Annotated in this window: 13 protein-coding genes; 12 read left to right on the top strand and 1 reads right to left on the bottom strand. The window is 40.3% G+C overall.

The genetic code is table 11. The features are described from left to right. Nucleotides 1-161 precede the first annotated feature (161 nt). The gene (locus A4245_RS10180; protein ID WP_084268759.1) at nt 162-1,304 is read right to left on the bottom strand and encodes a CapA family protein; all 1,143 of its coding nucleotides are present in this window, start codon (nt 1,302-1,304) and stop codon (nt 162-164) included. Nucleotides 1,305-1,841: 537 nt separating this feature from the next. On the opposite strand from A4245_RS10180, the gene A4245_RS10175 reads away from it, so the two are divergent. From A4245_RS10175 to A4245_RS10120, 12 genes are all read left to right on the top strand, one after another. Then, nucleotides 1,842-2,441, top strand: coding sequence for a glycerol-3-phosphate responsive antiterminator (locus A4245_RS10175; protein ID WP_234402391.1), 600 nt, complete (start codon nt 1,842-1,844; stop codon nt 2,439-2,441). 408 nt (nt 2,442-2,849) lie between these two features. Beyond that, nucleotides 2,850-4,139: an ABC transporter substrate-binding protein gene (locus tag A4245_RS10170; RefSeq protein ID WP_067727625.1), complete on the top strand. Its 1,290-nt coding sequence runs from the start codon at nt 2,850-2,852 to the stop codon at nt 4,137-4,139. 185 nt (nt 4,140-4,324) lie between these two features. Then, nucleotides 4,325-5,239 carry a carbohydrate ABC transporter permease gene (locus A4245_RS10165; RefSeq protein ID WP_067727624.1) on the top strand — a complete coding sequence of 305 codons (915 nt, stop codon included), beginning with the start codon at nt 4,325-4,327 and terminating at the stop codon, nt 5,237-5,239. Beyond that, entirely contained in the window at nt 5,229-6,053 is an 825-nt protein-coding gene (locus tag A4245_RS10160) for a carbohydrate ABC transporter permease (protein WP_067727623.1), read from the top strand. The genes A4245_RS10165 and A4245_RS10160 overlap by 11 nt, the downstream gene beginning before the upstream one ends. 11 nt (nt 6,054-6,064) lie before the next feature. Next, nucleotides 6,065-7,195, top strand: coding sequence for an ABC transporter ATP-binding protein (locus A4245_RS10155; RefSeq protein ID WP_067727622.1), 1,131 nt, complete (start codon nt 6,065-6,067; stop codon nt 7,193-7,195). Next, nucleotides 7,192-7,995: a sugar phosphate isomerase/epimerase family protein gene (locus A4245_RS10150; RefSeq protein WP_067727621.1), complete on the top strand. Its 804-nt coding sequence runs from the start codon at nt 7,192-7,194 to the stop codon at nt 7,993-7,995. Before A4245_RS10155 ends, A4245_RS10150 begins: the two co-directional genes overlap by 4 nt. Nucleotides 7,996-8,016: 21 nt before the next feature. After that, nucleotides 8,017-8,856, top strand: a complete 840-nt coding sequence (locus tag A4245_RS10145; RefSeq protein WP_067727620.1) for an HAD-IIA family hydrolase — start codon at nt 8,017-8,019, stop codon at nt 8,854-8,856. A gap of 238 nt (nt 8,857-9,094) precedes the next feature. Then, complete coding sequence (locus A4245_RS10140; protein ID WP_067727619.1) at nt 9,095-10,834, top strand: PrpR N-terminal domain-containing protein; 1,740 nt, start codon at nt 9,095-9,097, stop codon at nt 10,832-10,834. Nucleotides 10,835-11,045: 211 nt separating this feature from the next. Then, the gene (locus tag A4245_RS10135; RefSeq protein ID WP_067727618.1) at nt 11,046-12,053 is read left to right on the top strand and encodes a 2-keto-3-deoxygluconate permease; all 1,008 of its coding nucleotides are present in this window, start codon (nt 11,046-11,048) and stop codon (nt 12,051-12,053) included. A 24-nt stretch (nt 12,054-12,077) separates the two neighbouring features. After that, the gene (locus tag A4245_RS10130) at nt 12,078-13,373 is read left to right on the top strand and encodes a four-carbon acid sugar kinase family protein (protein ID WP_067727617.1); all 1,296 of its coding nucleotides are present in this window, start codon (nt 12,078-12,080) and stop codon (nt 13,371-13,373) included. Next, nucleotides 13,373-14,371, top strand: a complete 999-nt coding sequence (pdxA, locus tag A4245_RS10125) for a 4-hydroxythreonine-4-phosphate dehydrogenase PdxA (RefSeq protein WP_067727616.1) — start codon at nt 13,373-13,375, stop codon at nt 14,369-14,371. The genes A4245_RS10130 and pdxA overlap by 1 nt, the downstream gene beginning before the upstream one ends. Before the next feature lie 350 nt (nt 14,372-14,721). Continuing rightward, nucleotides 14,722-15,615 carry an endonuclease/exonuclease/phosphatase family protein gene (locus tag A4245_RS10120; protein WP_234402397.1) on the top strand — a complete coding sequence of 298 codons (894 nt, stop codon included), beginning with the start codon at nt 14,722-14,724 and terminating at the stop codon, nt 15,613-15,615. The last annotated feature ends 52 nt before the right edge of the window (nt 15,616-15,667 follow it).

The following is a 15,667-nucleotide window of genomic DNA, read 5'->3' as shown; positions in this document are numbered from 1 at the left end:
CGGATTTTTTTATAACTAGAACACTTTTGTCCCAGCCTCAAAGTATGATGAAAGTGTTTTATCAAAGCGTAATAGTTCAAAAGAGAGGGAAAACCTCAGACGGAATATTGGATAGTACGTCACTCAAAAACAACGACCAAAAGAGCCCTTTATTTAACAACTTACTCCCCACTCGAAAATACAGCAATACTTTCCTCATCACTATAATCTCTATAAGCAAAAGCATTCTCAGGTATTTCATCACTTAGCGTCAATATCTTATTCAGCACGCGTTCTGCCTCGTTTCCTTCCAGTGGAGTCGGCTGGTAGTTATTTCGATTCGTGACGGAAGAAATACTTGTTGGAATAATCATTATATCCTTCTTATCCGTTAGCTCGTCAAAGGCAAAATGAAAGGTTTGCTGAAAAATAAATGTATCTTTGTCATCAGGGTTTCGGTTTCCGCCAAACATAAAGTTTCCAAGACTATAAACGATATGTTTTGAGTTATATTCCTCAATCCCTTGTACCACGTGTGGATGGTGACCAAGTACTAAATCCGCACCTGCATCAATTGCGAACCTCCCCAGAGATTGCTGTGTGGCATTTGGATGATAATGCCGCTCCTCTCCCCAATGAAAGTTAGCGATGACAATCTGTGCACCTTGTTCTTTTAATGAGGAGATATCTGTTTCAATTTGGTGACGTACTTCACTTGTATCATTCCATCCGTTATATCCCAAAGCACCGATAGCAATACCATTTATTTCCTTTAACAAAAACTTGTCATATCCAAACGAATCTATATGGTATGTATCAAGATTTATAACCGTGTCTTCGTATCCCTTTTCCAGGTAATCATACGTGTGATTGTTAGCGAGATTTACTGCATCTATTCCCGATAAATCCAAGATTTCTGTATAGGATGGTTTTCCGGCAAACCGAAATGTTTTCTTGGCTTTATTTTGGCTGGAAGTTAACGTGGTTTCCAGATTAGTAATCGTTAAGTCGTCATTTTTAAAGATGGGGGCAACATTCTTTCCGAAGTGCTCAAGGCCAGATTGGTCCACTTCATGATGGAATGTACCATCGTATCCAAAGCTATCATCACTGCCTATCGTGACATCACCTGCAGCACTTATCGTTACCGTATTTTCATAGTTAGTTACTTTATCAACAAGTGGAGAAAAATCTATAAGCGTAAAATAATTAAGCAGGTCTGGTGTAATAGCTGTCTTTATTTCTTCGATAAATGGATGTTGATACGGTTGTTGAGATAAAAGAAAGGAAAAGCAAAGCAAGAAAGGAATAGATCGTATTGTCATTTTATCAACTCCATTGTTTTTGTTTTTTTATTTTTGGGGTGCATTTGCATAAGACAATTATATGAATTATATCAAAATTAAAATGCATTTTTATAGAAAATCGTACGACAAATACTTACAAAAACCGGGAAAGCGGACCAGAGGGACAGGAACCGTGGTCCATTTCCTGACAGGTAGGAAGGAATAAACTTACCAACCTGCATAAGTGCAACTAATGCTTTCACCGAAAGGCTTGTTGAGAACTAAGTTTTCTAAAAGATTAGGCTGAGTGTGTTGGGAATTCTAAATCTGTATTTTCTGCTCAAGTACACAGAGCCCCACAGCTGAGAATAGATTTAATTGCTTACTTAGCATCGATTGCCGTTTCAAGGGTGGCTTACCCCTGTTTATTGGTTTGCTTAATTAGTTGGACCGGGGTTCCTGTCCCTACGGTTCTCTGATATATTTAAAGGGTATTCTTTGAGATGCGGGTACATTGCACTAAGGCCTTTACCTCTTTTCATCTGCAAATACGAGAAACTGCTAGGAGGAGAATTAGTGGAAAAGAGTAGTAATGTTTTGATAGATAAATTGTATAAAAATAGGCTGGTTGCTGCGGTCAAGGATCCCAAATATTTAGAAGAGGCGATTAAGTATAAGGATAATATCAGTGCTGTTTTGTTAATGACAGGAACGATCTTAACGGTTAAGCGGTATGTGGACTTTATCCAGTCCCATGATCTGCCGGTAATATTGCATGTGGAACGGATTGGCGGACTTCAGATGGATAACAATGGGATTGATTTTGTAAAAAAATACATAAGACCGGCAGCGATTGTTACGACAAAGAGTGGGATTATAAAAAAAGCGAAAGCAAAGGGTATTTTTGTCATTCAGCGTGTTTTTTTAATTGATACGGATATGTACATCAATCTGGAAAAGGATATGGGGAAGAATCAGCCGGATGTTATTGAAATCATGCCAAGCAGGGTTCCTGAGTTTATTAATAGGTTATCGAAAGTATCTCCTGTACCGATCATTACAGGTGGGTTGTTATCTTCAGAAGAGCATGCTAAGAATGCATTTGATAACGGGGCCATCGCCGTTTCTACTTCAAATATAGAGATGTGGAAAAAAGATATTAATCTACTAATTTAACGATAAATTTACATTATCTATATAACTTATTAACAATTGGTTGCTATACTAAAAATGAAAAGTGAATAATAAACGGGGCATTTAGAGAGACCTTAAATAAATAGTGTATATCTATTGGCAGATATATACTGTATATTTTTGGTCTTTTTTAATTGCCGGCTGGAGGTGGAATTATCGGTTCTTCATAAGAAGAATTTCGTTATGCAATCTAGTTATGATCGCTGTCCAAATGGATTGTACAAGGACGGCTGTAATGTGATGTGGGTTCAGTGATGATCTTTAAAAAACAGAAGAAAGTGTCCTTAAATGAAAATGGATCATCATATTTTTTCACAAGTAAGTAAGCATCACTTACATAAGGGCGACAAAGTCATCCGCCTAAAATCTATGATAAGAGGAGAATGGAAAATGAGAAAAATGTTACGAGCAACATTGTTTTTGGCACTTATTTTATTATTGGCAGCATGTAATTCGAATGACGCAGGGAGTGCAACAACGGATGGGAAAACGACCATTGAATATTGGCATGTTAATGCAGAAACACAGGGAGGACAGACGGTAAAGCAATTAGTGGAAGACTTTAATGCACAAAGTGACACGGTGGAAGTTGTGGCGAAATATAATCCTGATATGTACAAGGGATTAATGCAAAACCTTCAAGCAGATGCTGCTGCAGGCAATGCTCCAGCGGTAGTTCAGGTTGGCTGGTCCTTTTTAAACTATTTCTCGGACAATTTCAGCTATGTTTCTCCACAGAAAGTCATTGACGAGCATTTTCCGGAGGATAAAACGTTCTTACAGGATAAGTTCCTTCCGAATATAATGGATCTGGCAAAGAACTCTGATGGAGAGCAAGTAGGTGTTCCATATTCTTTAAGTACACCGGTTTTATATATTAATCGAGATATTTTAAGGGAAGCAGGTCTTGATGAAAATGGACCGCAAACATGGGAAGAAGTAAAGGAATTTTCGAAAGTGATTAAAGAGGAAACAGGAAAAAGCGGATTTTACTTCCAGGAACCAGCGGATAATTGGGCTACCCAGGCTTTATTAGAAAGTAATGGTGCACAGTTTATTACAGATGGAAAGGCAACATTTGCTTCTGAAGAGGGAATTGAGGCTTATGAATTATTGGCTGACATGGTTTTAGAGGATGAAACGGCCTTACATATCGGATGGGATCAAGGTGTTCAAAGTTTTATTGATGGAAGTGTGGCAATGGCTTATACAACAATTGCGCAGCGCTCCAACATCCAGGACAATGCCCAATTTGATGTGGCAGCAGTGAAATCTCCGGCATGGGAAGGCAAAGATCCGAAGCTTCCAGCAGGTGGCTCAATGCTTGCGATTACTGCTCCAAATGAGGAGGAGCAAAAAGCGGCATGGGAATTCATGTCTTATTTGTACAGTATTGAGTCGATGGCCGATTGGACAAAAGGAACGGGATATGTCCCACCAAGGAATGACGTTGCCGATGCTGAGAATGGATTGAAAACCTATCTAGAGGAAAATGAAATGATGACTGCTGCAGTGGAACAGATGGATGGTGTCGTTTCTTGGGCTTCCTTCCCAGGGGATTCTGGATTGCAAGCAGAACAATTACTTTTAGATCTGCGTGATCGAATCCTTGAAGGAAGCGTCACTGTCGAAGAAGGGTTAACAGAAACTGAAGATAAAATCAATGAATTGCTTCAGTAAATGGATTGTCAACAAACCAGGCATTCGCCAGACCTTTAGACGAATGTCCTGGTTGAATGTATCAGATGGGACAGTTTTAAAGTTTCTCATCCGTTACAAAAAGATAAACTGGCCCGCTTTTGATTGGTACCGTACCCAAAGCGGCCAAGTTTATCATCCTAATAAAGTAAGTGGAGGAAGTTCAAATGAGTACGCTAACTGGAATATGGGGAAAGTTTAATAAAAATCGGGGAAATGCGTTTGGATATGGGCTTCTCATTCCTTCCATCATTGTTTTTGCTATCTTTACTTTCTGGCCTTTTCTATACACGGTCTATTTAAGTTTTTTTGACTGGAATATGATTAGCCCCGAAAAGGAATTTGTTGGATTAAGGAATTATATGGAGGTTTTAAGTGATTCGAAAACATATCGGATCATCGGTAATACCTTTCTTTATATTGTCTTGTTGCTGGCAATTAATTGTGTTGTCCCTTACATATTTGCTTTCGTGATTGATGTTGTATTGAAACGATTTAACGGGTTTTACAAAAGTGCCATGTTTTTGCCGGCTTTTATTTCTTTAGTAGTCGGATCGATTTTATTCACTTGGATATTAAACCCTGTTTCCGGCCCGCTGGCGATTATTTTTGGCTGGCTTGGTTTGGAAATTCCCAATTGGACGAAAACCCAAGGCTGGGTCATTCTTGTCCTGAGTCTGATTACGTCCTGGAAAGTGTTCGGGTATAATTTTATTCTTCTCTATGCGTCAATTAATGGGATATCAAGAGAAGTGATTGAATCTGCCCGCTTGGATAATGTTCCATTATGGCGGCTGTTCCTGCAGATTATCTTGCCGATGAGCAGTGCAACTGGGATCTATGTTTTCATCATTACCATCGTGCAAAGCTTGCAGTATGTGTTTACGCCGGTGAAGGTCATTACACAGGGAGGACCGGACTATGCAAGCTCTAATTTGATCTATCATGCATATCATGAGGCTTTTGTCGTTTATCGAACGGGACACTCAGCTGCCATATCAATTATAACCATGGCCCTTTTTCTTATTTTATTATTTCTGGAGTTTAAGCTTGTAGAGCGGGGAATCTATTATGAAAACTAACCGAGCAGTAGCACTTACATGGCATATTATTTTTATGGCAACGGTTCTTATATTGGTATTTCCAATTATCTATGCGGTTGGAATGTCCTTTAAACCATTGCAGGATGCTTATAATAATGTACTAAACATTCTTCCATTACACCCATCTTTAGAAAACTATATTACATTATTTGACACTTTGCCTATTCTACAGATTACGATGAATACTTTCATCATTGCATCGGTCGTTACGATTTTTAAAATCGTTACTTCCTTTTTAGCAGCCTATGCATTCGTTTATTTTGATTTCAAAGGAAAAGAAATCTTGTATTTTGTATTAATCGGTACCATCTTCATTCCCTTTACCGTAACGATGATTCCAAACTACTTAATTATTTCTGAAATGGGTCTATTGGATAGTATATGGGGAGTGATGCTGCCGCAGCTGGCGGATGCGGTAGGTATTTTCTTAATCCGGCAATCGATGAAAAGCATTCCGGTCTCTCTCGTAGAAGTTGCCAGACTGGACAATATGGGGCACAGGAGGATTATGAAGGATATCGTCCTGCCACTTGTCCGGCCTGCTGTGACAGCGGTTGGAATCTGGTTTTTCATCAGTACATGGAATGAATTTGTCTGGCCTGTTCTTATTTTGAAAACAACAGACAATTATACATTGCCATTAGCATTGCAAATGTTTATCAGTTCAGAGGGTGGAACGAACTTTACGGTCGCGATGGCCGTATCGGTTATCACGATGATCATTCCGCTTATATTATATTTAATTTTTCAAAAGTATATTATCGGCACATTTACTTCATCGGGAATTAAATAAGGAGAGTAATCATGAAGGAAATTAAATTTGAACACATTAGAAAGTTTTATGGAGATACAGAGGTTGTCAAAGATCTAAGCTTTACGGTTAAAGAAGGTGAACGCCTGATTTTGCTTGGCCCCTCAGGATGTGGGAAGTCAACGATATTGCGGATGATTGCAGGGTTGGAAGATATTACAGATGGCAGCTTGTATATGGATGGGAAGAAAATGAATGATGTTCCAAGCGGGCACAGGAATGTTGCTATGGTATTTCAAAATTATGCCCTCTATCCGCACATGACGGTGAAGCAAAATATTATCTACGGGCTGAAGGTGCATAAACTGCCAAAGCAGGAAATTCAGGATCGGCTGGATTCTGTTTTGGACATGCTGCAGCTCAGAGGATTGGAAGACAGGCTGCCGAAAGAACTTTCTGGCGGGCAGCGTCAGCGTGTTGCATTGGCAAGAGCGACAGTGAAACGAAGTAATTTTTTCTTGTTGGATGAACCATTATCAAACCTGGATGCCCAGCTTCGGGTATCAGCCAGGAAGGAACTGGTGAAAATCCATGAAATGTTTAAGCAAACCATTGTCTATGTCACCCATGATCAAATAGAGGCAATGACTTTCGCGGACCGGATTGTGCTGATGTACAACGGAGAGCTGCAAATGATCGATACGCCTACAAATGTGTACCACCGGCCGGCTAATATATTTACAGCGAAGTTTATCGGTTCGCCGCCAACAAATATTTTAGAAATGGACTACAATCAAGGCCGTATTATTATCGGGCAACAGTCTTTTGAGCTGACTGAAATGTGGAAGAGGCATATTAAAAAAGCGCAAATCGAAAATCTCGTGTTTGGAATACGCCCGGAACATGTCCAATTATCCAAATCACCATCCCAAAACGGATTGAAAGGGGAGGTCAAATATATAGAAAATCAAGGGGACAGTTATAGTGTTTATTTGGATTTGGATGGGCAGGAGATGATTGCCCTAAGTGAAGACAGACATTGGCATCAAGGGGAAACTGCCTATTTAAGCCCCCAGCTGGAGCGAATCCATCTTTTTAATAAAGAAACAGAGAATTCTATCGGGTATCCAGAAGAACTAAATGAAACTGAAAACAATATGGAAGAGAGAGGGATTTATGTATGAGTAACCAAAAGATAACTTATTCAGATCTACCATTATTAAATAGAGATATTATAGAAAATGTCCAGCAGTTAATCGAGCATGGAGCAGATAAAGTTGAATTAATGATGGACGGAGACAAGTGGGATGACATGGAGCTGCTGTTTGAACCAGTCGCTAAGCAATTAAACGAGCTTTCGATCCCATTTTCGATTCATCCTCCCGCATGGGACATTAATTTGACAAGTGAAAATAAAGCAATACGGAATGCTTCTTTTAATGAGTATAAGAAATCTATTGAATTTGCTGGAATGGTTGGTGCCAGTCATGTTGTCATTCATCCAGGGTTTTGCTTCTCGCCTGCTTTTAATAAAAAACAGGCACAACAGCGTGCATCCGTTTATATAAAGGAATTATGCGGGATTGCAAAGCCATTAAATGTACATTTAGCAATCGAGAATGTTGGCTATAATGGTACTGCCCTTTTTACTGAAGAGGAGTTTGTACATTTCCTTGACGATATCGATGAAACTGCAGGGTATTTAATCGATGTCGGCCATGCCCAACTGGATGGATGGGACGTGCCACGGGTGATCAAAACGATCAAAGGTAGATTACTAGCGCTCCATCTTCATGATAATATGGGTTCTTCGGATGACCATCTACCAATCGGAACTGGAAAAATGGACTGGGAAAATGTTTTCGATACTCTTCATGAACAGCAAATTGACTGTGACTTAATTTTAGAATATGCACCTGGAACTTCATTGGAAACATTACGAACCGGAAAAGACTTTCTAAGTGAAAGAGTTTTCGCGCGTTAGGTGAAGGAGGAATAACGTATTATGATTTCACCTAAAGATTATGATGCCTATTGCTTTGATTTGGATGGTACCATATATATCGGTGATCAACTGTTGCCGGGCGTTAAAGAAACATTGGATATAATTAGAGCGAACAATAAAAAGATCCTTTTCATTACCAACTCGCCTACATTAACCAGAAGAGAAGGAAAAGAACGTCTCGAACAGTTTGGTATCGATGCGGATCTTGAAGAAGTAATCACGGCACCATATTTAGCAGCCATTTATTTTACTGGGGTCACAGAACGAGCATCGGTTTTCGTGATAGGCGAACAGGCAATCAAAGAAGAATTCGAAAATCACTCTATCCAAACTACCGAGAATCCAATGGAAGCCACACACGTTTTAGTAGGATTGGACAGGACATTTACATACAATGGTTTACATATGGCGATGAATGCTGTTCGGCATTGCGGAAAGCTCATTGTAACGAACCCTGACCCTGTATGCCCCGTGCCAGGAGGCTTTATCCCTGACACCATGTCCCTTGCAAAAGCGATAGAGATTGCTTCCGATAAAAAGATAGATAAAGTGATAGGTAAACCGTATGATACCTATGGAAACAAAATGATCGAATTGCTAGGAGTCGCTCGGGACAGAATCTTAGTCATTGGCGACCGTTTGGAAACAGATATACAATTGGGGAAAACAAAAGAATTCGCAACCTGCCTAGTACTCACAGGTATCTCTACAGAAAAGGATGTACAGACATCCCACATCAAACCAGATTATATCATTAAAAATGTAGGAAGCTTATTTCAATCGGACCAGAGGGACAGGAACCGTGGTCCATTTCTAGTAGATGAGACTGAGTGTGTTTAGAATTCTAATCTAGATTTTCAATACACAGAGCCCCACAGCTGAGAATAAATTTAATTGCTTACTCAGCATCGATTGCCTGCTACAAGGGTGGTTTTCATGTGTCTATTAGTTTGCTTAATTAGCTGGACCAGGGTTCCTGTCCCCTCGGTTCACTGTCCCCCCGGTTCACTTGCCTGTATCCCTTTTGTTATGCAATAATAGAGTTACTGTTGAAAATTGCAACAAATGGGGGTGTTAAATGATGAAAGCAATGCTGATTGCTCCATACCAGGGACTGGCAGAAACGGCAAAAAGCTTGAATATACCTGATGATGTTGAATTGGATATAAATGTAGCCAATCTGGAAGAAGGGGTAAAGGCTGCACAGCAGGCTGAAAAAAGTGGATATGAATTAATCATCAGCCGTGGTGGGACTGCATCTATGATCCAGGATTCTGTTTCTGTTCCTGTTGTACATATTGATATTAGCGGCTATGATATGCTTCGTGTTTTTACACTTATTCGCGGAATAAAAAAAGGGGTTGCTCTTGTCGGATTTGAGAACATATCGCAGGGTGCAGCGACGTTATGCAACATACTGGAATTTGATGTAAATGTAATCACCATTAAAAGCAGTACTGAAGTAAGGGGTCATTTAGAGCGCTTAAAGGAACAAGAATATACTGTTGTTATCGGGGACGTCATTACTGTTCAGGTTGCAGAGCAGATTGGCTTGCGCGGTGTTTTGATTACCTCTGGAAAAGAAGCGCTTATGGACGCACTTGAAGAGGGGAAAAGGGTTTATCATTTATTTCATAAAGTTCAAAACCAATTCAGCTATCTCAAGAAGGCATTTAAAGCTGCGCCATTTCCCATGATATTGTTAAATAAAAACAAAAAGGTAATTGATAAAAACGAACAATATGAACAGGAAATCCCTCATCCTGAAATTAGTAATTCCCCCGTTATTTCCCAGATAGTGAACAGGGTACTTGAATACAATGCGATTCAATGGGATGAAACGGTTTCCCAGGGAAAACTCTTTCGGATACAGGCTTTTCCTTTAAGCGGGTCAGAATCCGCCGTTGGAGTAATTTTATACTCCTCTGGGATTGAATCAAACAATAAAGCGATACAAATTAGTAATCCAGGCCATATCCCGATTATTGGCGAGAGCAAACAAACCCGAAGCTTGAGGGAAAGTCTTGAGCAATATGCAAATGCAGATGGCGGTCTTTGCATACTGGGAGAACGGGGAACAGGGAAGCAGGCAATTGCTCAGGCAATTCACTTTGAAAAATTTGGCAAGACGGCACCTCTTGTCATATTGGATGGAAATGTTTCGATTCAGGAAATGAAAGAATTTATAGCTGTCCTGAATACAATCAGGGAAGGAAGCCTTTTATTAAGAAACATAAGTATCATGTCACTGGAAAAGCAGTCAAAACTTCTGGAAATATTGGGACACGCATCTGAAAAGCTGCAGGTTTTCACACTTGCAAATGAACCACTGGATAGTCTTTTGATTCAAGAGAAATTTAATGAGGAACTTTATAAGAGAATCGCCAAAAATACTTTGCACCTTTCACCATTAAAACAAAGGAAAGACGATATACCCTCTCTTGTAAATTACTTCCTGGCTGAGTTTCATGCTGAATCCGGCAGTGAAACACTGGCGATAAAACCGGAAGCAATGGAATGCCTGCTCCAAGGTGACTGGCCGGGGAACCATGGGCAGCTGAAACAAGCAGTCAGGGAAATAAGTATGATTACTAAGGGTTATTATGTTGAGGCAGAACATGTAAAAGAATTAATGTCTAATATGAAAGATATGCCGAGTAAAACCATTAAACATGGCATTCCAGTTAATGGAACGCTTAAAGAAATGGAACAGAAAATAATTAATCAAGTATTAGAAGAAGAAAAAAACAACCAATCAAGGGCCGCCAAAAGGCTGGGTATTAATCGCTCTACATTGTGGCGGAAGCTTAATCCCTAGAATATGAGAATCAAAAAGAAGCCTTCCAACGGCTTCTTTTTGATTTAAAATGCAACACTTTTATCAGATTAAAAGAATTACCTTTTAAAAATATATAAAAATATGTTGCATAATTTATCATGGTAGTTTAATATAATTAGTGAAAACGCTTTATAGATTTCATTGTGTTTAATTTTAAAACATATTTTATTAAATTAAAGGGGGATGCAGAATGAAAATCAAAGCTACTTTAGACAGAATTCCAGGAGGTATGATGGTAGTCCCGCTGTTGCTTGCTGCAACACTGAATACCTTTGCGCCTGACCTGCTGAGAATTGGTAACTTTACTCAAGCGTTATTTGTAGATGGGGCAAGTACATTGATCGCACTTTTCTTACTTTGTACCGGGGCACAAATAAATTTTCGGAATGTAGGAGTTAGTCTCGGAAAAGGGGCTACATTGTTAACGGTTAAATGGCTGGTAGGTGCCGGTATTGGTCTTCTTGCATATATATTTGCAGGGCCAAATGGTCTATGGCTTGGTCTTGCTCCAATTGCAATCATTGCAGCGATGACAAACAGCAATGGCGGACTTTATGTTGCTCTTGTGGGACAATACGGGGATAAAACGGACAGGGCGGCATATTCATTGCTCGCATTAAATGATGGTCCATTCTTTACCATGGTTGCATTATCTATTTTTGGAGCGATGGGCTTTGTTGAAGGCATGTTTTCATTCGTATCCTTTGTTTCAGTCCTGCTTCCAATCATCGTTGGTATGGTTTTAGGTAATTTAGATGATGAAATGAGAGAATTCCTAAACAAAGGGAGCTCGATGCTGATTCCTTTCTTTGCCTTCGCATTAGGTATGGGAATTGACTTTGGGGCTATTCTAGAGGGTGGACTTGCTGGAGTCGTACTTGGCGTACTAACAGTATTTCTGACTGGAACAGCTGGCTACATCGTGTTTAAAGCGATGAAATGGAATCCTATTGTTGGTGCAGCAGAAGGATCTACAGCAGGAAATGCAGTGGCAACACCAGCAGCAATCGCAGCAGCAAGTGCTGGATTTGCGGCAAACGTGGAAATAGCGACGGTACAGGTGGCAGCTTCGGTCGTTACAACAGCTATCCTCCTTCCATTATATATCGCTTTCCTCGTTAAACGCCTGGAGAAAAAAGGTGTTAAACTACCAGATGATTATGTGATCGATGAATCAAATACAAGGGTTTCTAGCTAATATCGTAATAAATGAGGGATTAACGTGGAAAAAATAATAGGAATAATTGCAGATGATTTAACGGGTGCAAATGACAGTGGGGTTCAATTAACTGAAAAAGGAATCAACACTTCTGTTCTATTCGATATTCCCAAAATGCAGGATCATCTGGACAACGGAATAGTAATCGATACAAATTCACGTGCTTTACCCAGAAATGAAGCCGCTTCTGTTACAAGACAAGCGGCTCTTTTCCTTAAAGAATCTGGTTACAGGCATATTTACAAAAAGATGGATTCTACACTAAGGGGTCATATCGGATTGGAGCTGCAAGCAGTAAAAGAGGTGTTTAATCCGGAATTTGTCTTTGTAGCACCTGCTTTTCCGGCTCTTGGAAGGACGACCAAAGATGGTATTCATTTTGTCAACGGAAAAAAGATTGCTCTTACAGAGGTATCCAAGGATCCAAAACATCCAGTCACTGAGTCGTATATTCCAGCATTAATAGAGAATGCGACCGGAGAACCGGTTGGATTATTGAAAAAGCATGATTTTGAAGTGGAATCAACGGTCTTCCAGGAAAAAATCAAAGCTTTTAAAGAAAGTGATATAACCTATATCGTCTGTGATGCAGTGGACCAGGAAGATCTGCAAAATGCAGCCCGGCAGATGGCTTCTTTTTCAGAAAAAGTAATCTGGGCTGGTTCTGCTGGACTTGCAGAAGTTTTGCCGGAGGTTCTTGATATTTCTCAAAAGGCAGAAAATCGTTCTTTTTCAGATTCAGCTCAAATCATGACTGTCTGCGGCAGTTTATCTGAAGTAACGCAGGGTCAAGTGCAGTTTGCCAGTGAACAGTCCGGAGTTACTGGTGTTCAATTGGATACGCTGGAGATTTTCAATGACAATTGGAAGATTTTTAGGGAAGAATATATTAAAAGCTGTCTTATTGGACTGGAAGAAGGAAGGGATATTGTCCTTTATGTTCCTTCTAATGAACAAATACGGAAGCAGGTCCGTGAAAGAGGGAGCGAGCTCGGTTTAACGAGTAATCAGGTGGGCGAGCGCGTTTCCCAGGCAATAGGTGGAATTGTCACGGAGATTACTAAACGTAATGATGGTCTTTCAGGACTGGTATTAACCGGTGGAGATACTGCAAAGGATACGGCTCGATTTCTTGGTGGTATTGGTATTCGATTGGTCAAGCAAATTGAAGCGGGAATACCATTGGGAGCCTTGATCGGAACCAGCAGAGCATATACAGTAGTAACGAAAGCCGGAGCATTTGGAAAAGAGAATTCCATTTATAAGGCGATGCAGGAATTGAAGGGAGTTCATAAATAATGAGTAAAAAGCCAATTATAGGTATTACAATGGGAGACGCAGCAGGTGTTGGCCCGGAAGTTATCGTAAAAAGTCTGTTGAATGAAAAAGTATACGAGCAGTCACAACCTTTCGTCATCGGTGATGCCAAAATGCTTAAGCGTGCTGCTGGAATTTTAAATAGTGATATAACTATCAAACAAATAAGTGGAGATGCTGATTTTTCATCTGTCCATTTTGGAGAAATCGCTTGTTATGACCTGGATTTGCTGCCGGCAGACCTGCCGTTTGGTGAAGTATCCTCAGCGGCTGGAGATGCTGCCTTTCAGTACTTGAAGACTGCGATCGAATTGGCCAATGCAGGGAAAATTGATGCCATTTGTACTGCTCCATTAAATAAGGAGGCATTGCATAAAGGTGGTCATAAATACCCGGGACATACGGAGATTTTAGCTGAATTAACGGATACAAAAGAATTTTCAATGATGCTTTCATCCCCTAAATTAAAGGTCATTCATGTGACAACTCATGTAGGTTTACTCGACGCGATTAACATGATTAAACCGGAACGAGTACAAAAAGTTATTGAGCTGGCACATGAGACGCTTTCCAAATCAGGGATTAAGCAGCCAAAAATTGGTGTGTGCGGCATTAACCCACACGCAGGAGAAAATGGGCTATTCGGTTATGGGGAAGAGGAAGAAAAAATCATCCCGGCCATTGAACGTGCGACGGAGAACGGAATTAATGTCGAAGGCCCACTGCCGGCAGACACGCTGTTCTTCCGCGCCCAACGCGGAGACTTTGATATAGTCGTTGCAATGTACCACGATCAAGGTCATGGTCCAATTAAAGTATTGGGACTTGAAGCTGGAGTAAACATTACAGTCGGTTTGCCTATCATCAGAACAAGTGTTGATCATGGAACTGCATTCGACATTGCCGGAAAGGGCATCGTTGACGAAAGAAGCATGCTTGAGGCATTGCGCCAAGCAATTGAACTAGCACCGGAAAAATAACGATTAAGGTAAGGAAGCATGGGGGAGTTTCTCATGCTTCCTTTTTATATTTGAATAGGAGCAGCCCGGCTCTGAGAGAGTTGAATCTATTTATGATATTGAACTATATAAACCGCAACTAACACTATTCCAAAACGGGGCAGAACGTCCACATCCTACCTAAGTCCATCCGCCTATTTTTCTTTACTTATTCTCCAAATCTAGTTTATATCGGCTTAATAGACTTCCGTTAAGATAAAAGTAAGCAACCGCTGAGGAGGGATTTTCTTAAGCATACCACTCTTTATGTCAAAATCGTTTCTGTTCTCACTGTTCAAACACAATTTAAGGAGGAATTTTAATTGAAAAACATGATGAAAAGATTCTTCGTATTATCGAGCTTATTCGTACTTTGGGGAGGTTTCATTTCAAGTCCTGTGGAGACCTTTGCTGCAAAAGAGACTGAGAATATCACGGATACGAAGCTAAGAGTAATGAGTTTCAATTTAAGATACTTAAATGATTTTGATCCATCTCCGCACACGTGGGAAGAGAGACGCTCTACCATTCGACAGGTTATTCGAAAGGAACAGCCGGATATTATTGGGACACAGGAGGCGGTGTATGAGCAGGTGAAAGATGTGGCTGCCGACTTGCCAAACTATGAGTGGATCGGTCAGGGACGCGAGGGCGGCAACGAAGGTGAATTCATGTCTATTTTCTATAATGAGAATCGTTTTACACCACTGGAATATGATCATTTCTGGCTGTCCGATACGCCTGATGTTGTTGGGTCCATGTCATGGGGCAATACGATTCCCAGAATGGTTACCTGGGTTAAATTTCTGGATGAAAGATCAGGTGAAGAATTCTATTTTGTGAATACCCATTTTGATCATATGTCTGAAGAGGCAAGAGAGAAAAGTGCAGCACTTATTTCGGAAAAAGTGAAGGAATTTAATCAGGACTTGCCAGTAATTTTGACAGGAGATTTTAATGCCGGTCCAGACAGTGAACCATATCAAATATTAATTGAACAAGGCGGTTTCACCGACACATGGACTGCTGCAGAAACTAGAATAAATGATGGTTTTGGTACGTTTACCGGTTTTGAAGATGCAACTGGCGGTGGAGCGGATAACAGAATTGACTGGATTTTATCGAAGGGAAATGTCATCACTGAGACTAGTGAAATAATTACCTACCAAAAAAATGGGCAGTATCCGAGTGACCATTATCCGGTAATGTCGGACATGATTTTTTAAAAGTTTCAGTAGCCGCTTAAACTATTGATGCAATTATGCAGGAAATGCCACA

Origin of the sequence: Oceanobacillus damuensis (assembly GCF_001618145.1) — a bacterium.
Lineage (GTDB): Bacteria > Bacillota > Bacilli > Bacillales > Amphibacillaceae > Oceanobacillus > Oceanobacillus damuensis.
Note: the sequence above shows the minus strand (reverse complement) of the source record. Positions and strands in the feature narration are given on the sequence as shown.

Coding starts and splice junctions, on each gene's coding strand:
- A4245_RS10180 (WP_084268759.1), bottom strand. CDS start 1,304: ATGACAATACGATCTATTCCTTTCTTGCTTTGCTTTTCCTTTCTTTTA.
- A4245_RS10170 (WP_067727625.1), top strand. CDS start 2,850: ATGAGAAAAATGTTACGAGCAACATTGTTTTTGGCACTTATTTTATTA.
- A4245_RS10165 (WP_067727624.1), top strand. CDS start 4,325: ATGAGTACGCTAACTGGAATATGGGGAAAGTTTAATAAAAATCGGGGA.
- A4245_RS10160 (WP_067727623.1), top strand. CDS start 5,229: ATGAAAACTAACCGAGCAGTAGCACTTACATGGCATATTATTTTTATG.
- A4245_RS10155 (WP_067727622.1), top strand. CDS start 6,065: ATGAAGGAAATTAAATTTGAACACATTAGAAAGTTTTATGGAGATACA.
- A4245_RS10150 (WP_067727621.1), top strand. CDS start 7,192: ATGAGTAACCAAAAGATAACTTATTCAGATCTACCATTATTAAATAGA.
- A4245_RS10145 (WP_067727620.1), top strand. CDS start 8,017: ATGATTTCACCTAAAGATTATGATGCCTATTGCTTTGATTTGGATGGT.
- A4245_RS10140 (WP_067727619.1), top strand. CDS start 9,095: ATGATGAAAGCAATGCTGATTGCTCCATACCAGGGACTGGCAGAAACG.
- A4245_RS10135 (WP_067727618.1), top strand. CDS start 11,046: ATGAAAATCAAAGCTACTTTAGACAGAATTCCAGGAGGTATGATGGTA.
- pdxA (WP_067727616.1), top strand. CDS start 13,373: ATGAGTAAAAAGCCAATTATAGGTATTACAATGGGAGACGCAGCAGGT.
- A4245_RS10120 (WP_234402397.1), top strand. CDS start 14,722: ATGATGAAAAGATTCTTCGTATTATCGAGCTTATTCGTACTTTGGGGA.